The 24,865-nt window shown below is 65.8% G+C and carries 24 protein-coding genes; 13 read left to right on the top strand and 11 right to left on the bottom strand.

Annotated features, from left to right (window positions below):
* Positions 1–55: 55 nt before the first annotated feature.
* The 3 genes from cphA to NX775_RS21930 are packed head-to-tail and all read right to left on the bottom strand — an operon-like array spanning position 56 to position 4,430.
* The gene (cphA, locus tag NX775_RS21940; protein WP_258837912.1) at positions 56–2,644 is read right to left on the bottom strand and encodes a cyanophycin synthetase; all 2,589 of its coding nucleotides are present in this window, start codon (positions 2,642–2,644) and stop codon (positions 56–58) included.
* Entirely contained in the window at positions 2,641–3,510 is an 870-nt protein-coding gene (locus NX775_RS21935; protein WP_258837911.1) for a cyanophycinase, read from the bottom strand. The genes cphA and NX775_RS21935 overlap by 4 nt, the downstream gene beginning before the upstream one ends.
* 8 nt (positions 3,511–3,518) lie before the next feature.
* The gene (locus tag NX775_RS21930) at positions 3,519–4,430 is read right to left on the bottom strand and encodes an isoaspartyl peptidase/L-asparaginase (RefSeq protein WP_258837910.1); all 912 of its coding nucleotides are present in this window, start codon (positions 4,428–4,430) and stop codon (positions 3,519–3,521) included.
* A gap of 203 nt (positions 4,431–4,633) precedes the next feature.
* On the opposite strand from NX775_RS21930, the gene NX775_RS21925 reads away from it, so the two are divergent.
* The 4 genes from NX775_RS21925 to NX775_RS21910 all read left to right on the top strand — a co-directional run bounded on the left by NX775_RS21925 (position 4,634) and on the right by NX775_RS21910 (position 9,637).
* On the top strand, positions 4,634–5,899 hold the full coding sequence (locus tag NX775_RS21925; protein WP_258837909.1) for an Hsp70 family protein: 1,266 nt from the start codon (positions 4,634–4,636) through the stop codon (positions 5,897–5,899).
* A 39-nt stretch (positions 5,900–5,938) separates the two neighbouring features.
* Positions 5,939–6,598, top strand: a complete 660-nt coding sequence (locus tag NX775_RS21920; protein WP_183553660.1) for a 3'-5' exonuclease — start codon at positions 5,939–5,941, stop codon at positions 6,596–6,598.
* Positions 6,599–6,725: 127 nt separating this feature from the next.
* A complete protein-coding gene (locus NX775_RS21915) occupies positions 6,726–7,373 on the top strand; it encodes a tetratricopeptide repeat protein (RefSeq protein ID WP_258837908.1) in 648 nt (215 codons plus the stop codon).
* Between the two features lie 92 nt (positions 7,374–7,465).
* Complete coding sequence (locus tag NX775_RS21910) at positions 7,466–9,637, top strand: prolyl oligopeptidase family serine peptidase (protein WP_258837907.1); 2,172 nt, start codon at positions 7,466–7,468, stop codon at positions 9,635–9,637.
* A gap of 79 nt (positions 9,638–9,716) precedes the next feature.
* Here NX775_RS21910 and NX775_RS21905 read toward each other — a convergent pair whose 3' ends face one another.
* Positions 9,717–10,292: a helix-turn-helix domain-containing protein gene (locus NX775_RS21905; protein WP_258837906.1), complete on the bottom strand. Its 576-nt coding sequence runs from the start codon at positions 10,290–10,292 to the stop codon at positions 9,717–9,719.
* Between the two features lie 174 nt (positions 10,293–10,466).
* On the opposite strand from NX775_RS21905, the gene kbl reads away from it, so the two are divergent.
* Genes kbl through NX775_RS21890 form a run of 3 tightly spaced genes read left to right on the top strand, consistent with a single transcriptional unit; the run spans position 10,467 to position 14,080 of the window.
* A complete protein-coding gene (gene kbl, locus NX775_RS21900; RefSeq protein ID WP_258837905.1) occupies positions 10,467–11,672 on the top strand; it encodes a glycine C-acetyltransferase in 1,206 nt (401 codons plus the stop codon).
* 26 nt (positions 11,673–11,698) lie between these two features.
* Positions 11,699–12,661, top strand: coding sequence for an NAD-dependent epimerase/dehydratase family protein (locus tag NX775_RS21895; protein ID WP_258837904.1), 963 nt, complete (start codon positions 11,699–11,701; stop codon positions 12,659–12,661).
* Positions 12,662–12,697: 36 nt separating this feature from the next.
* Positions 12,698–14,080: an L-serine ammonia-lyase gene (locus tag NX775_RS21890; protein ID WP_258837903.1), complete on the top strand. Its 1,383-nt coding sequence runs from the start codon at positions 12,698–12,700 to the stop codon at positions 14,078–14,080.
* Positions 14,081–14,124: 44 nt separating this feature from the next.
* On the opposite strand, the gene NX775_RS21885 is transcribed toward NX775_RS21890, so the two are convergent.
* Complete coding sequence (locus NX775_RS21885; RefSeq protein WP_258837902.1) at positions 14,125–15,093, bottom strand: IS1595 family transposase; 969 nt, start codon at positions 15,091–15,093, stop codon at positions 14,125–14,127.
* A 224-nt stretch (positions 15,094–15,317) separates the two neighbouring features.
* Here NX775_RS21885 and thrC point away from each other — a divergent pair, with 224 nt between their 5' ends.
* From thrC to moaD, 3 genes are read left to right on the top strand one after another with little or no spacing between them, the layout of a single operon-like run.
* Positions 15,318–16,793: a threonine synthase gene (gene thrC / locus NX775_RS21880; RefSeq protein WP_258837901.1), complete on the top strand. Its 1,476-nt coding sequence runs from the start codon at positions 15,318–15,320 to the stop codon at positions 16,791–16,793.
* A 1-nt stretch (position 16,794) separates the two neighbouring features.
* Complete coding sequence (locus NX775_RS21875; RefSeq protein WP_258837900.1) at positions 16,795–18,054, top strand: molybdopterin molybdotransferase MoeA; 1,260 nt, start codon at positions 16,795–16,797, stop codon at positions 18,052–18,054.
* A gap of 7 nt (positions 18,055–18,061) precedes the next feature.
* The gene (moaD, locus tag NX775_RS21870) at positions 18,062–18,319 is read left to right on the top strand and encodes a molybdopterin converting factor subunit 1 (RefSeq protein ID WP_258837899.1); all 258 of its coding nucleotides are present in this window, start codon (positions 18,062–18,064) and stop codon (positions 18,317–18,319) included.
* Between the two features lie 46 nt (positions 18,320–18,365).
* Here the strand turns inward: moaD and dctP are convergent, their stop codons facing one another.
* From dctP to NX775_RS21845, 5 genes are all read right to left on the bottom strand, one after another.
* A complete protein-coding gene (dctP, locus tag NX775_RS21865; protein ID WP_258837898.1) occupies positions 18,366–19,406 on the bottom strand; it encodes a TRAP transporter substrate-binding protein DctP in 1,041 nt (346 codons plus the stop codon).
* Positions 19,407–19,585: 179 nt separating this feature from the next.
* A complete protein-coding gene (locus NX775_RS21860) occupies positions 19,586–19,810 on the bottom strand; it encodes a hypothetical protein (protein ID WP_258837897.1) in 225 nt (74 codons plus the stop codon).
* Between the two features lie 13 nt (positions 19,811–19,823).
* On the bottom strand, positions 19,824–20,765 hold the full coding sequence (locus NX775_RS21855; RefSeq protein WP_258837896.1) for an alpha/beta fold hydrolase: 942 nt from the start codon (positions 20,763–20,765) through the stop codon (positions 19,824–19,826).
* Positions 20,762–20,965, bottom strand: a complete 204-nt coding sequence (locus tag NX775_RS21850; protein WP_183552114.1) for a helix-turn-helix transcriptional regulator — start codon at positions 20,963–20,965, stop codon at positions 20,762–20,764. Before NX775_RS21850 ends, NX775_RS21855 begins: the two co-directional genes overlap by 4 nt.
* The gene (locus NX775_RS21845; protein ID WP_258837895.1) at positions 20,962–21,372 is read right to left on the bottom strand and encodes a hypothetical protein; all 411 of its coding nucleotides are present in this window, start codon (positions 21,370–21,372) and stop codon (positions 20,962–20,964) included. The genes NX775_RS21850 and NX775_RS21845 overlap by 4 nt, the downstream gene beginning before the upstream one ends.
* 136 nt (positions 21,373–21,508) lie before the next feature.
* On the opposite strand from NX775_RS21845, the gene NX775_RS21840 reads away from it, so the two are divergent.
* From NX775_RS21840 to NX775_RS21830, 3 genes are all read left to right on the top strand, one after another.
* Complete coding sequence (locus tag NX775_RS21840) at positions 21,509–22,765, top strand: TIGR03862 family flavoprotein (RefSeq protein WP_258837894.1); 1,257 nt, start codon at positions 21,509–21,511, stop codon at positions 22,763–22,765.
* A 74-nt stretch (positions 22,766–22,839) separates the two neighbouring features.
* Positions 22,840–24,030 carry a tetratricopeptide repeat protein gene (locus NX775_RS21835; RefSeq protein ID WP_258837893.1) on the top strand — a complete coding sequence of 397 codons (1,191 nt, stop codon included), beginning with the start codon at positions 22,840–22,842 and terminating at the stop codon, positions 24,028–24,030.
* Between the two features lie 52 nt (positions 24,031–24,082).
* Positions 24,083–24,442, top strand: a complete 360-nt coding sequence (locus NX775_RS21830) for a hypothetical protein (RefSeq protein WP_258837892.1) — start codon at positions 24,083–24,085, stop codon at positions 24,440–24,442.
* A gap of 3 nt (positions 24,443–24,445) precedes the next feature.
* Here the strand turns inward: NX775_RS21830 and arfB are convergent, their stop codons facing one another.
* Positions 24,446–24,853: an alternative ribosome rescue aminoacyl-tRNA hydrolase ArfB gene (gene arfB, locus NX775_RS21825; RefSeq protein ID WP_183552130.1), complete on the bottom strand. Its 408-nt coding sequence runs from the start codon at positions 24,851–24,853 to the stop codon at positions 24,446–24,448.
* Positions 24,854–24,865: the final 12 nt, after the last annotated feature.

Below are 24,865 nucleotides of genomic sequence, written 5' to 3'. Positions count from 1 at the left end.
GAGCACTGACGGTGCGTAAAAAAACGGCCCTTTTGGGGCCGTTTGTCGTTGGGGCTCAGATTGCGGCGGCCTCGATTTTGTTCGCCAGGTCCGGACGGGTGGGGCGGAGGGCTTCCGTGAGTTCGGAGATGGATGAGCCGCACCCGAAGACCAGGACGTCGCCCGGGACGCAGCGTGCCAGGCCCAGGCGGATGGCGCAGTGGACGTCATGCTCGATCTGCAGGTGGCCTGGCACAATCTTTGCCAGCTGGGCGCCGCGGGCGATGAGTCTTGCGGATTCACCCGCGGCGCGGCCACGCGCTTCGCTGTCGTAGACGACCAGTTCGTCGAAGCCGGCGGCGCAGGTGCGGCCGATGTCGATCAGGTCGGCGTCGCGGCGGTCGCCCGGGGCGGCTACGACGCCGACCAGGCGACCGGCCGTCATGGCGCGCGCCATCTCGGCCAGCGCGGCGTAGGCGGCGCAGTTGTGGGCGTAGTCGACGACGACGGTCACGCCATCGACATCGTACAGGTTCGAGCGCAGCGGATTGTGCTTGTTGTCCGATACAAAGCCGCGCAAGCCGGCGGCGATGTCGCGGTTGCTGAAGCCGCTGGCCATCAGCGCTGCCGCTGCCGCCATCGCGTTGGCGATGTTGTAGCGCGCACGACCTCCCAGTGACACGGGCATGTCGCGCACATCGAGCAAAGCCTCGTGCCTCACGCCCCCGGCCAGTACGATCGTCGAATCCTGCAGGTAGACGCCGCGGCCACCGTGTTCGATGTGCGGCACCAGGACCTGGTCTTCGGCGTCGAGCGCGAAATAGATAATCTCGACGCCGTCGGCCAGCGTGTCCGCCATCTTCACGCAATACGCGTCTTCGGCATTGAGCACCACCGCGCGCGTCGCCCTGGCCGCGACGACCGCCTTGACCCTGGCCAGATCCTCGATCGTGTCGATGCCATCCAGTCCCAGATGATCGGCCGAGACATTCAGCACCACCGCCACGTCGCAATGATCGTACGCCAGGCCCCGTTTGAGGATGCCGCCGCGCGCCGTTTCCAGCACGGCGAAGTCTACCTCGGGCGAACCCAGCACGCTGCGCGCCGAATGGTAGCCGGTGCAGTCGCCTTCATACGCCAGCTGCCCGTCCAGGTACACACCGCTGGTCGTCGTGACGCCGGTGCGCAGGCCGGCCAGGCGCACCACGTGCTCGATCAGCAGGCTCGTGGTGGTCTTGCCATTGGTGCCCGTCACCGCGACCACGGGAATGCGGCCGTCGTCGTCGCCGAACAGGGCACGGGCGATGGCGTCACCCGCATCGCGCGGCGCGCCGCGGCTCGGATACTGGTGCATCCGGATCCCCGGCGCGGCATTGACCTCGATGACGCCCCCGCGCTGATCGCGCAAGGGCAGGGCGATGTCGTCGCAGATGATGTCGATGCCAGCGATGTCCAGGCCGATCGTGCGTGCGGCGCGGATGCAGATGTCGCGCGTTTCTTCCGGCAGCAGATCGGTCACGTCTTCGGCGGTGCCGCCAGTGGACAGGTTGGCGTTGCCCCGCAGGTCGGCGCCGATGCCGGCCGTGAGCACCGTATCGAGCTCGTAGCCCTGGCTGGCCAGCGTCTCGAGCGCCAGTGCGTCGAGCGGAATCTTGGTCAGGATGTTCGTGTGCCCGTCGCCCCGTGCCGGGTTGCGGTTTTCAAGTTCAACCAGCTCGCGGATCGTCGAGTGGCTATCGCCCGTCACGCCAGGCGGGCGCCGCCACGATGCCGCGGCGATGCGGCCGCCCGTGACCAGCACGCGGTAGTCGCGTCCACGCAGGTACTGTTCGACGATTACGCGGCGACCGTGCCGCCGCGCGTGCTCGAATGCCCGTTCGACGCTGTCAGGCGTCGCGCAATCGACCGTCACGCCCTTGCCCTGATTCGCGTCCAGTGGCTTGACCACCACTGCGCAGCCCAGGCGCCGTGCGACGCGCTGAGCCGCCACGCTGGTCGTCACGACCTCGCCACGCGGCACCGGCACGCCGGCCTGGGCGAGCAGGGTCTTGGTCAGGTGCTTGTCGCTGGCGATGCTCACCGCGATCGAGTTGGTGGCGCCGGTGATCGTCGCCTGCAAGCGTTTCTGGCGGCTGCCCCAGCCCAGCTGGAACAGATTCGCGTCGTCCGTCAGCCGGCGCGATGGAATGCCGCGCCGGTGCGCCGCATCGAGCACGGCGCCGGTACTGGTGCCGATCGCATGCTCTAGAGCGATCTCGCGCAGCGCCGCAACGGTAGCATCGAGATCGAACGCTTCATCGCGCGTCAGCGCGGTCAGCAGCTTGACGCCGGCCCGCAGCGCTTCGCTCGCCACCTGCTCGACGCCGTAACCGCACACGATGCGCCGGCGCTGTTCATGCCCCGTGACCGCCAGCGTCGCACCTTGCACACCGGTCGCACCCGCGAGGCGCTGCAGTTCCATGATCACGGGTTCGAGCGCGTCGACAGGCAGCGCATCGTCAGACAGCCGCACGGCCGCTGCCGCGGGCAGCTCCGGCATCAGCGCCAGCAGGCGCGCACCGAAGCCACGTCCCTTGGTATTCAGATTGTCGACCACCGCCATCAGGCACGGCGTCTCGGCATACAGGTTCGGGCCCCGCAGCAGGCGCTTTTCGATCACTTTCATGAGAGAGGCGTGCGCTTCGTGACGATCTGCAGGAAGTCCAGCAGCGACGCAGGAATGCGCCTGCCCACCTGTTCATCGCCAATCGGCAGTGAATACTTGGCGCCAGCGGGCAGCAGGTGCAGGCGCACGTCGATCAGTTCCGGGATGGCCCGGTCCTTGATCTCGGCCACGTTGCTGCTCATCGACCGGCCGTCGACGACAGTCACCGCGCCTTCGCCCAGCACCTCGATGCCCACGCCGCGCTCGATCACGAGCGCCGTGTCTTCATCGATGCCGATGCCTTGCAGGTACGGGTTCTGCGCGACGATCGACAGCAGGCGCGACAGACGCTGACGCTCCGAGAAATGCTGGTCGACGACCACGCGGTGCAAAAAGCCCAGGCCCGCGCCCAGACTGACCGAGCCTTTTTCGGGCAGCAAGTCGGTGCGGCCCTGCGCGAGCATGTGGCCCGACATCGCCGATGCACCGGCGCTGGTGCCGCCAATGGTCGCGCCGCGCACCTTCAGCGCGGCGTGCATTTCGGCGTCCAGCGCCGTGCCGCCGATCAGCGCGAGGAGGCGCTTCTGGTCGCCGCCCGTCATGAAGATGCCATCGGCTTCGGCGACCTGGCGCACGAAGTTTTCGTCGTTGGCGTCGTCGCGGCTCGTGATTTCGAGGTGGCTGTGGCGCGTTACGCCCAGTGCGCCGAAGGCATCATCGTAGATGTGCCACATCTCGTCGGCGATCTGGCTGGCGGCCGTGATCACGACGATGCGCGCGTCGGGGCCGCCGGCCAGTTCGATAAAGCGCGACAGGATCTGCATGTCGTGCTGGCGGTCTTCATGGCCGCCGATGATGACGAGGTGGCCGTTGCGCGGTGCGTTCATTTCCTGGTTCATCGTTGTACCATTTTCGAAGTGGGCATATCACTGTTGCTGAAAGCGCCGGCGTCCGTGCGGCTCACCGCAATCAGGCCGACCTTGATGTCCGGGGTGAATAAAGCGACGCCGCGCTGCAGCGCATCGGTCAGCGGGATGCCATCGGCAATCCAGCCGTACACGGTGCGCGCCAGCAGATGGCGCACGATCTGTTCACCGATGCCGGTGGCAGCGACGGCGCCTTCCGGGCCGGCAAAAAAGCCGCTGCCGATGATCGGCGCGTCACCAACGCGGCCCAGCAGGGCCGGCGCCGAGCCGCCGCTCGAACAGGCCACGGCAAAGTGGCCATCGGCGCCGCGCACGACGGCGCCAACGGTGTCGCAGGCCACGCCTTCGGGCAAGCGCACCGGCGTATTGTAATTCCAGTAGTGGTCGATCAGGTCGCGGTCCAGGCCCGGCATCACCGGCATCGAACCGGCCAGTTGCGCGAGCAGCTTGCGGTGCGCCGTGCGCTGGCGTTCCGTCACCGGAGCGGCGTCCGGCATGCCGATCGTGCGCGCGAAGCGGCTGGCGCCTTCGCCGACGAGCAGCCAGTGCGGCGTGTCGGCCACCGCGCGCGCCAGGCGCACCGGGTTCTTCACCGACTGCACGCAGGCGACAGCGCCAAGGCGGCCGCGCGTGTCCATGATCGCCGCGTCCATTTCAACCGTGGCGCCATCCAGGCCCAGCACCGAGCCGCTGCCGGCATTGAAGCGGCCATCGTCTTCCATCGTGGTCACGGCGCCGATGGCGGCGCCGAGTGCGTCGCCATTGATTTCCAGTTGCGCCAGGGCGCGGCGCGCGGCGAGCACGCAACCGTCTTCATGGTCGCGCGACGTGCCGGCGCCGCCATGAACAACGACGGCGCCAGCGTGGGGGGTATTGCTCATGCGGTCAATCTTTCTGCTTTATTGTTGTCGTGGCCAGCGTACAGCACCGGCAGTGCATTGCCCGGCGATTATCCGGTGTTCACCAACCACACCATATCGGTACGCCTGCCGCCTCCCTGTAAGAGCTTGCTTACAGCGGGAAGCGGGGGAGCGATACTCGACGGAATCTGTTACCATACCGCCCCTTCAAGATAAAGGTTCCTATGGTGCACGCTTGCGGCGTTGACTTCGGCACGTCAAATTCCACGGTCGGCTGGTATCGGCCCGGCATGATGCAATCCGCCCCGACGGCGCTGTTGACCCTCGAGGACGGCAAGCCCACGCTGCCGTCGGTGGTGTTTTTCAACGCCGACGACGACCGCGTCAGCTATGGCCGCGCCGCGCTTGCCGAATATCTCGAAGGCTACGAAGGCCGCCTGATGCGCTCGCTGAAAAGCCTGCTGGGCACGAGCCTGATCGATGGCCAGACCGAGGTCGCGGGCCGTTCCGTGTCGTTCCGTTCGCTGCTGGCCCAGTTCATCGGGGAGGTCAAGCACCGCGCCGAAACACAGGCCGGCCAGCCGTTCCAGAGCGCCGTGTTCGGGCGCCCCGTGTTCTTCATCGACGACGATGCCCAGGCCGACCAGCTGGCCGAGGATACGCTGCTCGACGTGGCGCGCTCGGTTGGCTTTCGCGACATCGGCTTCCAGTACGAGCCAATCGCCGCCGCCTTCGATTACGAATCGCGCATCGACCGCGAAGAACTGGTCCTGATCGCCGACATCGGCGGCGGTACGTCCGACTTTTCGCTGGTGCGCCTGGGCCCCGAGCGCGCCGGCCGGCCCGACCGCCGCGACGATATCCTGGCCAACGGCGGCGTGCACATCGGCGGCACCGATTTCGACAAGTACCTGAGCCTGGCGAGCGTCATGCCGTTGCTCGGCTACGGCAGCAAATTGCGCTCGGGCGCCGAGATCCCGTCGAGCTACTACTTCAATCTGGCCACCTGGCACACGATCAACCAGGCCTATACGCGAAAGAGCGTGACGCAACTGGCCGACCTGGCGCGCGACGCGGCCGAACCGGCCCGCATCGCGCGTCTGCAGAATCTGATCGACGACCGCGCCGGCCACTGGCTGGCGATGCAGGTCGAGGGCGCCAAGATTGCGCTGTCCGATGCCGACATGGTCAATCTGCAGCTCGATCGCCTGTCGCCACCCGAGTCGCTGGACATCGCGCGCGCGCAGTTCGAAGCGGCGATCGCGCAGCTGGTCGAGCAGGTCGCCACGACCGTCGGCAAGCTGTTCGCCGATGCCGGCGTCAGGCCGGCCGATGTCGACACGGTCTTTTTCACGGGTGGTTCGAGCGGCGTGGGCTTGCTGCGCGCGCGGATTGGTGCGATGGTGCCGGATGCGCGCCGCGTCGAGGGCGACCTGTTCGGCAGCATCGGCACCGGCCTGGCGCTCGACGCGCTACGCAAGTTCGGCTGACACCCCGCTGGAAAAGCACACAAAGGAGCAAGGATGAGTATGTACGACCGACCGCTGGTGATGCTCGACTTCGAGACCACCGGCCTGTCGCCCGACATGGGCGACCGCATCACGGAAGTGGCGGCGCTGCGCATCGTTGGCGGCGAAGTGACCGAGCGTTATGTCTCGCTTGTCAATTGCGGCGTGCGCGTGCCGTCGTTCATCACGGCCCTGACCGGCATCACGCAACAGATGGTCGACAGTGCGCCGCCTTCGCACCAGGTCGTGCCTGAGCTGCTCGACTTCATCGGCGGCGACGTGCTGTCGGCGCACAACGCCAGCTTCGACGAAAAGTTTTTGAAGGCCGAAGGCGCGCGCCTGGGCCGCACGACGCAGCACGTGGGCCTCGTGTGCTCGCTGAAACTGTCGCGCCGTCTGTTCCCGGGCCTGGTCAGCTACAAGCTGGGCCAGCTGTCGAGCCAGCTTGGCATTCCCTTTGTCGGCACGGCCCACCGGGCCGAGGCCGACGCCCAGGTCGCTGCTGACGTGCTGCTGCATGCCGCGCGGCATCTCGGCCGCACCTGCGGCATCGAGCGCGTCGAGCCGAGTCTGCTGGTGTCGATCAACAAGGTTGCTGCCGCCAAAATCCCGGTATTTCTGGAAAAATATGCGGCCACCGTGCGCGAACGCCGGATGGCTGCCGAGGCGCATTGCAGCTAATCTCAGCTGATTTCGCCTGACGCCTGATTGTGCGCTCGCAAACCGCGTAGCCCCGATCTACTTAAACTTTTGGCAATGGAATCGGCTGCGCCTGCGGCCGTTCGCACGACTTGCCGAAAGGATCTGGATGAGCTCCGACCATGCCGCCCGCGCCGGCGCCGCGACGTTCTCCTGGTATCACCGCGCTGCCTGGCAAGGCAACCCGTACGCCCAGTTCAACCTGGCCCAGCTCTACCTGCGCGGCCACGGCGTCGAGCGCGACGACGCGCAGGCCGTCGTCTGGCTGGCGCGCGCCGCCTCGCACGGCCTGGCCTATGCGCAGAACCATCTCGGCGCCTTGCACTACAGCGGCCGGGGCGTGCCGCCCGACCACGCGCTCGCTGCGTGCTGGTTCCGCCGCGCCGCGCAGCAGGGCGATCGCTCGGCGCAATACAATCTCGGCCTGCTGTACCGCAAGGGCCGTGGCGTGACGCTGTCGCATCCCACTGCAATGAGCTGGTTTTACCGTGCGGCCGAGCAGGGCATGGCGCGCGCGCAGGCGCAGCTGGCGCACGGCTATCTGCACGGGCTGGGCGTCACGGTCAGCCATCCGCTGGCGATGGCGTGGTACCGCAAGGCCGCCTTGCAGGGGCACGTGGCCGCGCAGGTCCAGCTGGCGCATATGTACGCGCGCGGTCTGGGCGTGGCGGCCAGCAGTGCGCGCGCCCTGTACTGGTACCGCCATGCGGCGGGCGCCGGCAATCTCTCGGCCAAGCGCGCCCTTGGCCTGATGTAGCCGTCGCGGCGGGCGGTTTGCACTGTTGTCGTTTCGCGCTATGATGCCCTGCGGCCACAAGCCGACCTCATCATTCACAGACCGAGAACAACATGCACATGAAACTTGCCACGCTTGCCGCCGTGTTGGCCACGACCTTCAGCGCCAATCCGGCGCTCGCACAAAGCTGTTCCACCAAAGGCACCGGGCCGACCTATCCGGTGACGAAGAAAGTCGACCAGACGGACAATTACCACGGCACCGTCGTCGCCGATCCGTACCGCTGGCTCGAAGACGCCAACAGCGCCGAAACGAAGATGTGGGTCGACGCCCAGAACAAGGTTACCCAGGCCTACCTGGCCGCAATCCCGCAACGCGAAGCGATCCGCCAGCGCCTGACGCAGTTGTGGAACTACGAGCGTTACAGCGTGCCGGGCAAGGAAGGTGGCCGCTACTTCTATACGCGCAACGATGGCCTGCAGAACCAGGCGGTCCTGTACACTCTGAAAAACCTGAATGACGAGCCGCGCCTGCTGCTCGACCCGAACAAGCTGGCCGCCGACGGCACTGTGGCCCTGGCCGGCACCGAAGTGAGCCCCGACGGCAAGCTGCTGGCGTACAGCATCGCCGCGTCGGGCTCGGACTGGAACGAGATCAAGCTGCGCGACATCGAGACCGGCAAGGACCTGCCGGATCACATCAAGTGGGTCAAGTTCTCGAGCACCGCCTGGACCAAGGATGGCAAGGGCTTCTTCTACAGCCGCTACGACGAGCCGAAGGAAGCGACCAAGCTGGCCGACGTCAATTACTTCCAGAAGCTGTACTACCACCGCGTCGGCACGCCGCAAAGCGCCGACACGCTGGTGTATGACCGCGCCGACCAGAAGGAATGGGGCTTCGGCGGCCGGACCACGGACGACGGCCGTTACCTGATCATCACCACCACCAAGGGCACGGCGCCGAAGTACCGCGTGTCGTACAAGGACCTGTCGAAGCCGGACGCGAAAGTGGTCGACCTGATCGACAACTTCGACGCCGGCTACGACTTCATCGACAACGTCGGCAGCGTGTTCTATTTCAGCACCGACCGCAAGGCGCCCAAGAAGCGCATCATCGCGATCGACGTGAGCAAACCGGCGGAGGCCAACTGGAAAGAGGTCGTTGCCGAAAGCGCCGACACGCTGGCTGGCGCCGACATCGTCAACAACCAGCTGGTGCTCGAATACCTGAAGGATGCCCGCAGCGTCGTGCGTGTGGTGTCGCTCGACGGCAAGCCGGTGCGCGAGATCGCATTGCCGGGGATCGGTACCGTTGCCGGCCTGTCGGGCAAGCGCGGCGACACCGAGACCTTCTATTCCTATACCAGCTTTACCAGCCCGACCACGATCTACCGCCTGAACATGACGACGGGTCAGAGCACCGTGTTCCGCCAGCCGAAGGTCGCGTTCAACCCGGCCGACTATGAAACGCGTCAGCAGTTCTACACGAGCCGCGACGGCACCAAGGTCCCGATGTTCATCGTGTCGAAGAAGGGCCTGAAGATGAATGGCCAGAACCCGACCTACCTGTACGGCTATGGCGGCTTCAATATCTCGCTCACGCCTGCCTTCTCGCCGGCCAATCTGGCATGGATGGAAATGGGCGGCGTGTATGTGGTCGCCAATCTGCGCGGCGGCGGCGAATACGGCGAAGCCTGGCACCAGGCCGGCACCAAGCTGCAAAAGCAGAACGTGTTCGACGACTTCATCGGCGCGGCCGAGTGGCTGGTGGAGAACAAGGTCACGTCGCCGCAGAAGCTGGCCATTGGCGGCGGCAGCAACGGGGGCCTCCTGGTCGGCGCAGCCACGACGCAGCGCCCGGACCTGTTCGCGGCCGCGATTCCGTCGGTGGGCGTGATGGACATGCTGCGCTTCCACAAGTTCACGATCGGCTGGGCCTGGACCTCGGATTACGGTTCGTCCGAGAACCCGGACGAATTCAAGGCGCTGGTCAAGTATTCGCCGCTGCACAACCTGAAGGCTGGCACCTGCTATCCGGCCACGATGGTCACGACGGCCGACCACGATGACCGCGTGGTCCCGGCGCACAGCTTCAAGTACGCCGCCGCTGCCCAGGCGGCGCAGGCCGGCAGCGCGCCGATCCTGATCCGCATCGACACCAAGGCGGGTCACGGTGCGGGCAAGCCGACGAGCAAGCAGATCGAGGAAGTGGCGGACCGCTGGGGCTTCCTGTCGCGCGAGCTGCACATGAATGACGCCGCCGTGACGGCCGCCGGCGCCAAGTAACAACAGGCGCATGCAAACATGGCCGCCGGAGCGATCCGGCGGCCATGTTGTTTTGTGTGTCTGTCGCTTGGTGTTTCTACTAACGGTGCACGACCACCAGCACCGCCTTGGCCTCGGTCTTGCCCGTATTGCGGATCACGTGATTCTGGTCGGCCGGGTAGCGCGCCGTCGCGCCGTGGCGCACCTTTTTCTTTTCAAGCCCCACTTCCAGCTCCACGGTCCCCGTGATCACTGTCAGGTGTTCGCCCGTGCCGGGATCATGCGCCTGCGATGCCAGTTCGCCACCGGGCGCCAGCGTCAGCTCATACCATTCATACTTGCCGGCCAAATCCATCGGGCCGAGGATGCGCAGCGAATAGCCGGCGTGCGCGCCCGGCAGCGTGGGGATTTCGTGCGCGTCCACCAGCCGGATGAGTTCCGTCGGACGCACGTCGGACGACAGCAGTTCGCTGATCTGCACGCCCAGTGCATTGGCCAGGCGCCAGGTGATGGCGATGGTGGGGTTGGCTTTTTCGCGTTCGATCTGCGACAGCATCGATTTCGAGACGCCGGCAATGCGCGACAGGTCTTCGAGCGTCAGGCCACGGGCCAGGCGCAGGCGTTGCAGTGTGGCGCCGACTTCGGGTGGCGCGTTGTTGGTTGAAATTGTATTCATTGCCGCATAAGGTGTTGAGGACCGGCTTGCCAAGTCCATTGGGCGCGGGTAATATCCACTATATTGAATCTTTGTTCGATATACAGGATAAGTCTTCTACATCGAACAAACCCACGGTACAGCATCCGCCAACTGCCGGTCAAGCCGGACCATCCACGGAACAGGAAAAACACCATGAGCGACCAGACTTTCTACAGCGGCCTGCAGCAAAAACTCGACACCTTGCGTAGCGATGGCTTGTTCAAGCCAGAACGCGTGCTGGCTTCGCGCCAGGGCGCTGAAGTGGTCGCGCAAGATGGCCGCACCCTGATCAATATGTGCGCCAACAACTATCTGGGCCTGGCGGGCGATCCGGAAACCCAGCAAGCCGCCGCCGCCGCGCTTGAAAAGTACGGCTACGGCCTGTCGTCGGTGCGCTTCATCTGCGGCACGCAAACCGTGCACAAGGAGCTGGAAGCGGCGCTGTCGACATTTCTGGGCACCGAAGACACGATCCTGTACGCCGCCGCGTTCGACGCTAATGGCGGCGTGTTCGAGCCGCTGTTCGACGAGAACGACGCGATCATCTCGGACGCGCTGAACCACGCGTCGATCATCGACGGCGTGCGTCTGTGCAAGGCGGCGCGCTACCGCTATGCCAACAACGACATGGCGGATCTCGAAAAGCAGCTAATCGCGGCCACCGAAGCGGGCAAGCGCCACAAGATCATCGTCACCGACGGCGTGTTCTCGATGGACGGCACGATTGCCCAGCTGGACAAGATCGTCGCACTGGCCGAGCAGTACGGCGCGCTGACGATGATCGACGAGTGCCATGCATCGGGCTTCATGGGCGCGACCGGCCGCGGCACGCACGAACACTGCGGCGTGATCGGCAAGATCGACATCATCACCGGCACGCTGGGCAAGGCCCTGGGCGGCGCGATGGGCGGTTTCACGTCGGGCAAGAAGGAAGTGATCGAAACGCTGCGCCAGAAATCGCGCCCGTACCTGTTCTCGAACACGCTGGCACCGATGATTGCCGGCGCATCGCTCGCGGTGCTTGAGCGCATCTCGAAGTCGACCGAACTGCGCGACCGCCTGATGGAGAACACCGCGTACTTCCGCGCCGAGATCGAGCGCATTGGTTTTACCATCAAGCCGGGCACGCACCCGGTGGTGCCGGTGATGCTGTTCGACGCACCGGTCGCGCAGAAATTCGCCGCGCGCATGTTCGAACTGGGCGTGCTGCTGTCGGGCTTCTTCTATCCGGTGGTGCCGATGGGCCAGGCGCGCGTGCGTGTGCAGCTGTCGGCAGCGCACACCCGTGAACAGCTGGACATCGTGCTCAAGGCATTCGAACAAGCCGGCCGCGAGCTGGGCATTATCAAGCAACAATAATAAATAAACACGCAAGGAATCACAGCATGGAACGCATCCTCATCATCGGCGCCAACGGCCAGATCGGCAGTGAACTGGTCAGCGCGCTGGCCGAGCGCCACGGCGCGCAGAACGTCATCGCGTCGGACATCGGCGAGACCAACCTGTACGGCGCCGCGCGCTACACCCGCCTGAACGTGCTGGACAACGACGCGCTGGCAAGCCTGATCGCCGACGAAGACATCACCCAGGTCTACCAGCTGGCTGCCATGCTGTCGGCCACTGGCGAAAAAGCGCCACTGAAGGCCTGGAGCCTGAACATGGACGGCCTGCTCAACATCCTCGAGATCGCGCGCGAACGGGGCGACGCCGGCAAGCCACTGAAAGTCTTCTGGCCATCGTCGATCGCCGCCTTCGGCCCGAACACGCCGGGCGAACAGACGCCGCAATTCACGATCATGGACCCGACCACGATCTACGGCATCAGCAAGCTGGCCGGCGAGCGCCTGTGCGAGTACTATCACAGCAAGTATGGCGTGGACGTGCGCAGCATCCGCTATCCCGGCATCATCAGCTACAAGTCGCCACCGGGCGGCGGCACCACCGACTACGCGATCGCGATCTTCCACGCGGCGCTGCGCGGCGAGACCTACGAATGCTTCCTCGGCCCCGAGACCACGCTGCCGATGATTTACATGCCCGACGCGATCCGCGCCACCATCAAGCTGATGGAAGTGCCCGCTGAACAGGTCGCGATCCGTTCGTCGTACAACGTGGCCGGAGTCTCGTTCAACCCGCGCGAACTGGCCGCCGCCATTCAAAAGGCGCGCCCTGATTTCGGCATCGCCTACGCCCCGGACAGCCGCCAGCAGATCGCCGATTCGTGGCCGAAAAGCCTGGACGACAGCCGCGCGACCGCGGACTGGGGCTGGCAATCGCGCATCGGCATCGATGAAATGGTCGACTCGATGCTGGCCAATATCGATGTCGGCATCAAGGCAGCAGCGTAAGACCTCGCCTTAAAATAAAAAAGCAGGAGACACAAGATGGACATGAGCGTGTTTGATTTGTTCAAGATCGGCATCGGCCCGTCGAGTTCCCACACGGTGGGTCCGATGGTCGCGGCGCGCCGCTTTCTGCTGGAGATCGGCATGCTGGACGAAGCGGTCGGCGTCGAGGCGCACCTGTACGGTTCGCTGGCGCTGACGGGTGTCGGCCATGCGACCGACAAGGCGGTGATCCTGGGCCTGATGGGCGAGACGCCGCAGGAGCTCGATCCAGCGTCGGTCGACGACAAGCTCGACCTCGCCGCGCTCGATGGACAGATCGCACTGCTGGGCATCAAGACCGTGCCGTTCGACGCCCGTGTCCACTTGGTGTGGCACAAGGCCTCGACGCTGCCCGAACACCCGAACGGCATGCGATTCGTGCTGCAGCTGCGTGACGGCAGCATCATCGAGCGCATCTATTACTCGGTCGGCGGCGGCTTCATCACCGCAGCCGGTGAAGCGCAGGCGCGCACCGTGGAACCGGTCGGCACGCCGGTGCCGTTCCCGTTCGACACGATGGTCCAGCTGCTCGAGCATGGCCGCACGCACGGCCTGACGATCCCGCACATGCTGCGCGCGAACGAGCGCGTGCGCATGAGCGACGCCGATCTGGATGCGGGCCTGGATCGCCTGTGGCGCGTGATGCGCGACTGTATCTGCCAGGGCCTGAAGACGGAAGGGCGCCTGCCGGGCGGCCTGAACGTGCGCCGCCGCGCGGCAGCCCTGTGGAAGCAGGCGCAGGAAACCCAGCCCCAGAACGCCTTGCCGCACGACGCCGTGCAGCAGGTCAGCTTGTACGCGATGGCCGTCAACGAAGAAAACGCCGCCGGTGGCCGCGTCGTCACGGCGCCGACCAACGGCGCCGCCGGCATCATCCCGGCCGTGCTGCGCTACTACGCCGAAGACTGCCGCCCGATCGATCCGCAGCGCGGCGTGCGCGACTTTTTGCTTACGTCTGCGGCGATTGGCATGCTGTGCAAGAAGAACGCATCGATCTCGGGCGCCGAAGTGGGCTGCCAGGGCGAGGTCGGCGTGGCGTGCGCGATGGCCGCTGCCGGCTTGGTCGCCGCACTGGGCGGCACCAACGAGCAAATCGAGAACGCGGCCGAAATCGGCATCGAACACCATCTGGGCATGACGTGCGATCCGATCGGTGGCCTGGTGCAGATCCCGTGCATCGAGCGCAACGGCATGGGCGCGATCAAGGCGATCACGGCGGCCTCGCTGGCGCTCAAGGGCGACGGCGTGCACTTCGTGAGCCTGGACAGCGTGATCGAAACGATGCGCCAGACTGGCGCGGACATGCAGGTCAAGTACAAGGAAACGTCGCTGGGCGGCCTGGCGATCCACGTCGTGACGGTGAATCACGCCGCCTGCTGAGCTTATTGCTGATTCAGGCAAGTTCGGCAATGGCGCAGTCAGCATTACGTATTGATGACTCTGATTGCGATGTGCAGCAATTGTTCTGGTGAACGTACTCTCTCGCCATCCAGAGCCCAGCGCCAACCCAGATAGTTGGCGAGATAGCGCGACGCCACACCGCGAAAGCCCCGCAACCAATCCTTGAAGCGCTGATGATAGGCATTCACGTTTTGCACGTGAATGGCCAGGCTGCCCAGGCGACTGGCCCGTACGCCCGCACGCAGATTGACGGTCTCATGCGTGATCCCGTGCTTGCGTGCAAAAGCCCTGTAGGCCAAATGGCTATCGCTGACCAGAAAGGACTGGGGATCGAGTCTGGGCAGCAAGTCGCGTTCGAGCTGCGCGGCTGTCAATGCGCCGCGGCCCGTGACGGCATCGACCGTGCCTCCGTTGCGGTCACGCGCCACCAGAATGCAGTCGAGTTCTCCGGAAATGCCGGGCCTGGCGGCGCGGCCACCCCGCCGCCGCGCGGGCCGGTCGAGCGCGCGCGAACCTTTCTGGGATTCGAGCAGAAAGGTTTCATCGGCTTCGACGATGCCATTCAGGGTCGTCGGCCGGTCGAGCTTGATCCAATGCAGGAAGCGGTGGCGCCAGCGGAACGCCGTGTTGCGGTGCACGCCAACCAGGTCTCCCGCCTTGCGTACAGGCAGTGAATCGAGCAGAACTTGTGAATAGGCGAGCCACTTGGCCTTGTGCCTGAGCCTCGCCAGAGGCGTGCCGGTGAGGTCATTGAAGGTGCGTCCGCAATCGCAGCAGCGGAAGCGTTGCAGGTCGTTGGCGAACCCGTGCCGGTTACAGCGCACGCTGCCACAGCGAGGGCAACAGCGGCCCGGCGACCTGGCGTGCGCGATGAGTGCGACGACCTGGCCGAGCCCGTCGGCAGGATGCAAGGCATCCAGCACCTGCCGGCGCTGCGGGACGTTCAGCAATGGCAAGTTGGCGAACCAACGCGTGAAACGGGGTGCTTTCATGCTCGACTCCTGGCGCTGACGACAGGGGTTGGACCACAAAAGTGCTCATCAGTTCACAGCTCGGCACTATTTAACGTTGACTGCGCCTCGGCAATCGTTGGGCGGCCAGGGCAGCGGCCGCCCAATTTTATTGGGTGACATGACTTTTTTGCAGCACAGCATACAATTTCTCTGGCTCCCACTATAATTGACGATCCACCCGAGCCAACTGGATCTACAACCGTATGCACTATGTGTCCACCCGCGCGACGAGCGCGTCCGCAGCACGCAATCCCGAGAACTTCTGTGACATCCTGCTCGGCGGCCTCGCCCCGGACGGCGGCCTGTACCTGCCAGCCGAGTACCCACAGGTCACGAGCGCCGAGCTTGACACATGGCGCACGCTGTCGTACGCCGACCTGGCCTTCGAGATCCTGCGCAAGTTTGCCACCGACATTCCAGATGCCGACCTCAAGGCCATCACGACGCGCACCTATACGCCCGCCGTGTACTGCAACGCGCGTGCCGGCGAGTCCGCCGCCGAGATCACCCCGCTGCGCGTGCTGGAAGACGGCCGCAATGGCAAGCTGATCCTGCAGGCGCTGTCAAATGGGCCGACGCTGGCGTTCAAGGACATGGCGATGCAGTTGCTCGGCAACCTGTTCGAGTATGCGCTGGCCAAGCACAGCGATGAACTGAACATCTTTGGCGCGACCTCGGGCGACACCGGCAGCGCCGCCGAATACGCGATGCGCGGCAAGAAGGGCGTGCGCGTGTTCATGCTGTCGCCGCACGGGCGCATGAGCGCATTCCAGACCGCGCAGATGTTCAGCCTGCAAGATCCGAACATCTTCAATATCGCCGTCAAGGGCAACTTCGACGATTGCCAGGACCTGGTCAAGGCCGTGTCGAACGACCTGACGTTCAAGGCGCGCCAGAAGATCGGCACCGTCAATTCGATCAACTGGGCACGCGTCGTGGCGCAGGTGGTGTACTACTTCCGCGGCTACCTGGCCGCGACGACGAGCAACGACCAGAAGGTCTCGTTCACCGTCCCGTCGGGTAACTTTGGCAATATCTGCGCCGGCCACATCGCCCGCATGATGGGCCTGCCGATCGACAAGCTGGTGGCCGCTACCAACGAGAACGATGTACTCGACGAATTCTTCCGAACAGGCGTGTACCGCGTGCGCAAGGCGGCCGAGACGTTCCACACGAGCAGCCCGTCAATGGATATCTCGAAGGCATCGAACTTCGAGCGCTTCGTGTATGACCTGGTCGGGCGCGACGCCGAGCGTACGCACGCGCTGTTCCGCAAGGTCGACACGCATGGCGGCTTCGACCTGTCCGGCAAGCCGGGCAGCGATGGCGACGAATTCAAGCAGGTGGCGCGCTTCGGCTTCGCTTCTGGCCGCTCGACGCACAACGACCGCCTCGACACGATCCGCGATGTGGCCGACGATTACGACATCACCATCGACACCCACACCGCCGACGGCATCAAGGTCGCGCGCGAGCACATGGCGCCGCGCGTGCCGATGATCGTGCTCGAGACGGCGCTGGCCGCCAAGTTCAACGAGACGATCCTCGAAGCGCTGGGCACCGATGCCGAGCGTCCGGCCGGTTTCGACGACATCGAGGCGCTGCCGCAGCGCTACGTCGTGATGCCTGCCGATGTCGCGCAAATGAAGGCGTATATCGCCGACCACACGGGGTTGTAGCATGAACGCACCAGGACAACGACCGCCCATGCTGACGGTGCGCGAGGCGCTGGACGTGCTGCTCGCCGCCGCGCGCCCCGTGACGGACATCGAAACGATCCCCACGCTGGACGCCAATGGCCGCGTGCTGGCGGACGACCAGCTGGCCACCATCGACGTGCCATCGGCCGACAATACGCAGATGGATGGCTACGCTGTGCGCGCCGCCGACTGCGCGAGCGGCGAGGCGACGCTGCGCGTGGCCCAGCGCATCCCGGCCGGCCACGTCGGCCAGCCACTCGAACCCGGTACAGCAGCGCGCATCTTCACCGGCGCGCTGATTCCGCCGGGCGCCGATGCGGTCGTCATGCAGGAGCAGTGCGAGGCCGCGGGCGAGAACGTCACCGTGCGCCACGCGCCCGTCGACGGTGAGTGGATTCGCCGCAAGGGTGAAGATATCGGCGCCGGCAGCGTGATCCTGACCGCCGGCACCCGCTTGCGCAGCCAGGAGCTGGGCTTGGCGGCCTCGGTCGGCCTGGCCACGCTGCCCGTGCACCGGCGCCTGCGCGTGGCCGTGTTCTTCACCGGCGACGAACTGGCGATGCCGGGCGAGGTGGCGGCGCAGGATCTGGCGCCCGGCGCGATCTACAACTCGAACCGCTTCACGCTGCGCGCGCTGCTGGAAAACTTCGGCTGCGAGATCACCGACTTCGGCATCGTGCCCGACACGCTGGCCGCGACGCGCGCCACCTTGCGCGACGCTGCGCAGGCGCACGACCTGATCATCACGTCGGGCGGTGTGTCGGTGGGCGAAGAAGACCATATCAAGCCGGCCGTCGAGGCGGAAGGGCGCCTGTCGATGTGGCAGATCGCCGTCAAGCCGGGTAAACCGCTGGCGTTTGGTGAGGTGCGCCGTGAGGTCGAGGCCAACGCCGCTGACGCGTTCTTCCTTGGCCTGCCAGGCAATCCGGTGTCGAGCTTCGTCACCTTCCTGCTGTTCGTGCGGCCGTTCCTGTTGCGCCTGCAGGGCGTGCGTGGTCCGGTCGAGCCGCGCAGCTATCTGGTGCGCGCCGATTTCGACCTGCCCAAGGGCGACCGCCGCAACGAATTCCTGCGTGCGCGCTTCAATGCAGGCGGTGGTCTCGAACTGTTTGCGAATCAGGGTTCCGGCGTGCTGACGTCGACCGTGTGGGGCGATGGCCTCATCGACAACCCGCCGGGCAATGCGATTGCCGCGGGCGACCTGGTGCGCTTCATCCCGTTCGCCGAACTCCAGCATTAGGATAGTCATGAAGATCAACGTGAAGTATTTTGCCGCGCTGCGCGAAGCAGTCGGTACGGGGCACGAGCAACTGGACCTGCCCCCAGACGTGGCGACCGTGGGCGCCGTGCGCGAATTGCTGCGCGCGCGCGGTGGCGTCTGGGCCGAGGCGCTGGCGCCCGAGCGGGCAGTACGCATGGCCCATCAGCAAGTGATGTGCGACGGCGCCACACCCGTGGCAGCTGGCGCCGAAGTGGCGTTCTTCCCGCCCGTGACGGGCGGTTAGGTAAGGCTTTTCCCGCCCGTGACGGGCGGGAAAAGCCAGCGCCTGGCTAGATCGCGGCGATCGACTGCTCGGCCAGCGCCATCAGTTTGGCGCAATTGCTGTTGCGGGCCGCGAAATCCTTCCACGCCGTATTGCGGGCGACTTCCTGCCAGCCGCGCAGCGCGTCGGGATTCAGGTCGACCACGCGCGCGCCAACGCCGCGGTAGACGGTCGCAACCTCGGCATCGTCCATGCGCGCCGAATTCATCGCGAACTTTTCCAGATCGGCACCCACCGTCATCACCGCCTGCTGCTGCGCCTTGGTCAGGCGCTCGAACACGGTGCGCGACATCAGTAGCGGCTCGAACATGAACCAGTACGAACCGGCGCGCGCCGTCGTCAGCGAACGGGCGGTTTCTTGCAGGCGGAACGAGATCAGCGACGTCGATGACGTGAGCGCCGCATCGAGGGCGCCGCTGCGCAGGGCGTTGTAGATTTCATTGGATGGCATGTTGACGACCGTGGCGCCGGCGTTTTGCAGCAGCATGTCCATCTCGCGCGAGCCGCCGCGTACTTTCAGGCCGCGCGCGTCGTCCGGGGTGATGATCGGGTCGCCCCGCGACGCGACGCCGCCGGCTTGCCAGATCCAGCTGACGATGACCAGGCCCTGCTCGCCAAGGATGCGTGATAGTTCACGCCCGACTGGTGCATTGCGCCACCCGTAGCCCTGTTCGTACGACGTGACCAGTGCCGGCATCAGGCCGATATTGGCTTCCGGCGCCTCGGCGCCCGCGTACGACAGCGGCACCAGTGCCATGTCGAGTTTGCCGCTACGCAGCGCGCCGAACTGGGCGGCCGGCTGCATCATGGTCGAGTCCGGATAGATCGAGAACTTCACGCCGCCACGCGTACGCTTTTCGACTTCGGAAGCGAACATGCGGCACAGGCGGTCGCGGAAGTCGCCCTGCGCGATGCTGCCGCCGGGGAACTGGTGCGAGATCTTGAGATTGTTTGGCTGGGCCCACGCCGAGCTCATCCAGAGCGGGCTGGTGGCGAGCGCACCGAGTACTGTCCTGCGCGTAGCGAACGATTCGATTTCTACCGACATATACATCCTCCAAGATGTTGTAACGGACTGCCGGGCGAATCGTGGCGTGCCTCGTCGGTGCGGGCGTCATCGTTCGCAGCTGGCCACGACAAGAATATGCCTGCTGCGCGGCATGTCAAGCAGAATATTGCAGATCTGACAAACCGAACATGCTGGAGGAATAGCGTGGCCGGTGGCGATCAATGCGCCTGCTCATCCTTGCAGACGGCGCAGGCGATTCCGCGGCTGGCCTGGCGCCAGCGCGAGCCGACAAAGATCGCCGCGGCCGCGGCCGACCAGCCCAGAGTCGCGGGCCAGGTGGCGGCCAGGCTGTCGCCGCGCATCAGGTCGACGGCGGCGAGCAGCAGGAACATGGTGCCGGCGGCCAGCAGGAACTGGCCGATCCAATAGGTGACAGGGCGCATGAAAAACTCCTTATCAACGACGGTCGAAAAAGCGGCGCAGGATGCCGGCCAGGACCAGCGGCTGGTCGATCATCAGGAAGTGCCGGGACGGCGCGATTGGTACCACCTCGACCGAGGGAATGCCCTCGACCAGGCTGCGGTAATGCGCGACCTTGTCGTCGGCCGTCATCGTGTCCTGCGCCCCATCGTACTGGTAAAACGGCGCCACCACCAGCACCGGCGCGGTGATTTTTTCGAGGCCCGGGCGCAGGTCGAGCGCCAGTGCATCGGCCACGTAGGCGCCGACGGCGGCGCGGTCGCTGCGCAGCAGCAGCGGCGTAATGTCGTCGGCCTTGCCGATGTCGAGCACGCCCTGGCCGCGCATGTACTGGCGCTGCTGGGCGGCCCAGGCGTTGGGGTCGTTGACGGCCATCGTGTCGCGCACCCGCTGCGCTGCTTGCGGGCGCTGTGCGGGCGGCATGTTTTCAGTGCCGGGGAACACCGGCAAGCCGTCGAGCGCCACGACGCCGCCGATGCCGTTGCCTAAATCCTGCGCGACGGCGTAGGCGAGCGTGCCGCCCAGGCTGTGACCCACGAGGATTGGCTTGTTCAGCTTGCGCTGCGCGATCAAGCCCCCCAGCGCGGCGCGGGCGCCTTCAAAGGGTTCGCCAGTTGGGGCCGGGCGGCCATCGAAGCCGGGCAGCGTCACGACATACAGCGTGAACTCATCCTTGAACTGGCGGATCACGTCCTGCCACACCCACGGGCCACTGGCCAGGCCAGGAATCAGGATCACCGGGCGGCCCTTGCTGCCATGGCGCTCGACCAGCAGCGTGCCGGATTCGAACGTTTCGGCCGGCTTGATGCTGGCGGCAAAGCGGTTCGCGCTCTGGGTTGCCGGGGCCGCAGACTGTGCTTGGGCGGCGGCAAAGGGGGCGGCGCCAAGCGCCAGGGTCAACAACAGTGCAGCTTTCATGCGGTCTCCTGATCAGGTGTGAAGATGGCTTCGACCGGCAGGCCGAACAGCCGGGAAATGGCAAAGGCAAGTGGCAGGCTGGGATCGTAACGGCCCGTTTCGATCGCGTTGACGCTCTGGCGCGAGACGTCCAGGCGCTCAGCCAGGTCGGCCTGGCTCCAGCCCTGTGTGGCGCGCAGTTCGCGGATACGGTTTTTCATCGCGTCTGCAGCTTCTCGTGCACCGAGCGTACCAGGCAGACGAGCATGGTCGCGCCGCACAGCACCATCCAGACCGAGAACATCGACATGCGCGGATAGCCGGCGGTCTCGAGGAACCCGTAGCTGAAGGTGAGCCCGGCGGTCAGCCCGGCGGCCAGCGCGAACGATTCCAGCAAAAACCTGCGCAGGTATTCGTCGACCCGGCCCAGATGGCGCGCGATGGCCCACAGCGCCAGGCAAAAGCCGAGCATCGGCGATAGCAGCACCAGGATGCGCAGCAGGCCGTCGTCCATTGGCCTGCCGAAGCGGATGGAGGCCATCAGCAGCACAGCATAGACCAGGAACGCGCCGGCCATCTCGCGCAGGTACGCCGTGTGAACCCGCTTCTCGTGCTTGCTCGCAGCCATCTGGTGCCTCTCGTGGTTAGTAAAGGATGCTTTACATCGTAGGCCCGTTATTTTGTGATGTCAAGCATCCTTTACATGATTTTCTGGGGTCCGAAACCGACTACAATGCGGGTCCCGCTTTTTCTCGCTCATCATCATGACCCAGCCCGCCAATCCTGCCGTTTCGCCCCGTGTCGTCGTGATCGGCGGCGGTCCTGCGGGCCTGATGGCGGCCGAAACGCTGGCGGCAGCGGGCGTGCAGGTCGACGTTTATGACGCGATGGCCAGCGTCGGGCGCAAGTTCCTGCTGGCTGGGAAGGGCGGCATGAACATCACACACTCCGAACCGTATGCCGACTTCGTGGGGCGCTACCGCAACCGCCAGGTGCACGTGAATGGCTGGCTTGAAGCGTTCGATGCCGACGCCGTGCGCGCCTGGATCCACGACCTTGGCATCGAGACCTTCGTCGGCACGTCGGGCCGCGTGTTCCCGCTCGAGATGAAGGCCGCGCCGCTGTTGCGCGCGTGGCTGCATCGCCTGAAGGAAAGCGGCGTGCGCTTCCACATGCGCCATCGCTGGCTCGGCTGGCAGGATGGTCAGCTGCGCTTTGCCACGCCGGATGGCGAACGGCTGGTCGAGGCCGACGCGACGATCCTGGCGCTGGGCGGCGCGAGCTGGGCGCGCCTGGGTTCGGACGGCGCATGGGTGCCGCTGCTGCGCGAGCGCGGTGTCGAGGTGGCGCCGCTGGTGCCGGCCAACTGCGGGTTCGACACCGGCTGGAGCGCACATTTCAGCAGCCGCTATGCTGGCGCGCCGCTGTTGACGGTGGCGGCCGGCGTGCGTGGTGCGGACGGCGCCATCGCCTGGCGCAAGGGCCAGTTTGTCGTCACGGAGGGCGGCGTCGAAGGCAGTCTGGTGTACGCGTTGTCGGCACCGCTACGCGACGAGATTGCGCGCGATGGCAAGGCCACGCTGTGGCTCGACCTGGCGCCGGATCACAGTGCGCAGCGGGTGTTCGATGAGGTCACGCGCGGGCGGGGTTCGCGCTCGATGTCGAGCCACCTGCAAAGCCGGCTCGGGATCAAGGGCGTCAAGGCGGGTCTGTTGCACGAGTGCCTGTCGAAGGCGGATTACGCCGATCCGGCGCGGCTGGCCGCTGCGATCAAGGCGCTGCCGGTGACGCTGCTGCGCCCGCGCCCGATCGACGAGGCGATCAGCAGCGCGGGTGGCGTGCAATTCGATGCGATGGACGGGGCCAGCACCATGCTGCGCGCGCTGCCCGGCGTTTTCGTCGCCGGCGAAATGGTGGACTGGGAAGCGCCCACCGGCGGCTACCTGCTGACTGCCTGCTTTGCCAGCGGACGCGCGGCGGGGCGGGACGTGCTGGCCTGGCTGGATGCTGCGCAGCGGTGACATTCCGTGAATTAGTCGGCTCGCGTGCTTGGTAAGATAAGCGCTTCATCAGCGTTCCGCGCCACGGCCCCTTCATGACTTCTCTTCGCGTACTGACGCTCGCAACTCTTCTCGCCGTTGTGCATGTCGCCGGCGCCCCGAGCGCCCATGCAGACGTCGGCTGTGGCCAGCCGTGCCGTGGCCTGGTGCTCGAAGCACAGGCGCTGGAGGGGCGCGCCCGCTACCAGGAAGCGCTGACGAAGTACAAGGCGGCCGAACAGGCCGATCCGAATGCGTCGATCCCCCTGTCGCTGGCGGCTGGTCTGGTGCTGAAACTCTCGACGGTGGCGCCGCAGGACAAGGCGCCGCAGCTGCGCGACATGGCGCGCGCGCTGGCCGAGCGGGCAACGCTGCTGGCAGCCGACGATCCGGTTGCGCAGGAAGTCTTGCGCATGCTGGACGATCCGGCGCCACCGCCGCTGCATCCGCCCAACGCCAGTGCCGCGAAGCTGATGGCCGAAGGCGAGGCGGCGTTCGCGCGCCAGGACATCAAGGCCGCGCTGGCAAAGTACGAGGCGACGATGCTGGCCGATCCGCAGTATTCCAGCGCCTGGGTCGCTGCGGGCAACTGTCATTATGTGCAACGGGACTGGAAGGGCGCCGAGGCGCTGTTTCGCCAGGCGACCCTCATCGAGCCGCACAATTCGCAGGCATGGCGCTATTTGTCCGATGCGCTGTTCTACCAGGACAAACGGGGCGCGGCCGAGGCGATGCTGTACAAGGCCATCGAGGCCGATCCGTCGCAGCGGCCCAACTGGAGCAAGCTGGCCAGGTATCGGGCTGGCGCCGGCTTGCCACTGAAGGCGCTGGGCCTGCGCCGCGGCGTGCGCGTGGCGGAAAACGCGGACGGCAAATACGTGATCAGTCTCGATTCGAAAACGGATGCCGAGAAGACGCCCGATCACGCGTTCCGGCTGGCGCTGGGCATGACGGAAGTAGCGCTGCGCACCGGCGACAAGGACAATCGCAAGTCGGCGTTCGAGATCGAGCTCGAAACGTGGCGCCAGGCCTTGAAGATCGCCGACGAGGCCGAGGCCAATAGCGGCGCAGGCATGCTTGATCCGGGCCTGCTGCAGGTGCGGGCGCTGGCGCGCGAAGGGCAGCTCGAACCGGCGATCCTGCTGCTGATGTTCAGACAGGCGTACCGGCCGGCGCTGGGGGCGTGGATGGCCGCGAATCCGGGTGGGGTCAAGTATTTCATCGACCGCTATGGCGTGATGCCTTGATGATCCTGCAGCCGGGCGCTGGCATCCCGGGCCGGCGAGTATAGTCGACGCCATGCCTTCTTCTTCCCGTTATCCGAACACACCGGACGGCCGCTACTTTGTCGTCAAGGGGCGCCTCTGGCGCAGCAGCAATCCGCATCTGGCGCCGGACGAGCGGCAGCAGTTGGTGAATCGGCTGATGGATGCACGGCGGCAGGTCGGAGCAGCGCTCAAGGCGAACGATGAGGCGGCCGAGCGCGCGGCCCGCGCCGGGGTCGACGAGGCCAAGCGAGCGTTGGGAGAGCGGGGGCCGGTCTGGTGGACCGATGGCGCGCCGGATTACAACCGGCGCATGGCGGTCAATACGCCGTATGCGGCGTGGTATGCGGCGCTGGACGGCGTCGAGTCCGGGACTTTGGACGCTCCCGCGTGACGTTCAGTCAGTAACCTTGCCCCGCAGCGCCTTCGTCTGGCTGCTGCGCGTCTTGCCATCGAGACGCCGCAGTTGCGAGCCGCGTGTCGGCCGGGTCGGGCGGCGGGTGACCGGCACGATCGCTGCCTTGTCGACCAGCTCCTGCAGACGCCGCAACGCGTCTTCCTTGTTCTGTTCCAGGCTGCGCGACTGTTGCGCCTTCAAAACCAGCACGCCTTCATGCGAGATGCGCGTGTCACGTAGCGCCAGCAGCCGCTCCTTGACCGCTTGTGGCAGCGATGATGCCGGGATGTCGAAGCGCGCATGCACGGCGCACGAGACCTTGTTGACGTTCTGCCCGCCCGGGCCCTGAGCCCGGATCGCGCTGAATTCGACCTCGGCTGGATTGACATGTGGAGTGAGTGCGGCCATCTTGGTTCTGGT

The organism is Massilia aurea (assembly GCF_024753205.1).
Taxonomy (GTDB): domain Bacteria; phylum Pseudomonadota; class Gammaproteobacteria; order Burkholderiales; family Burkholderiaceae_D; genus Telluria; species Telluria aurea.
The sequence above is the reverse complement of the archived record's forward strand: the minus strand, read 5'-3'. Positions and strand labels throughout refer to the sequence as shown.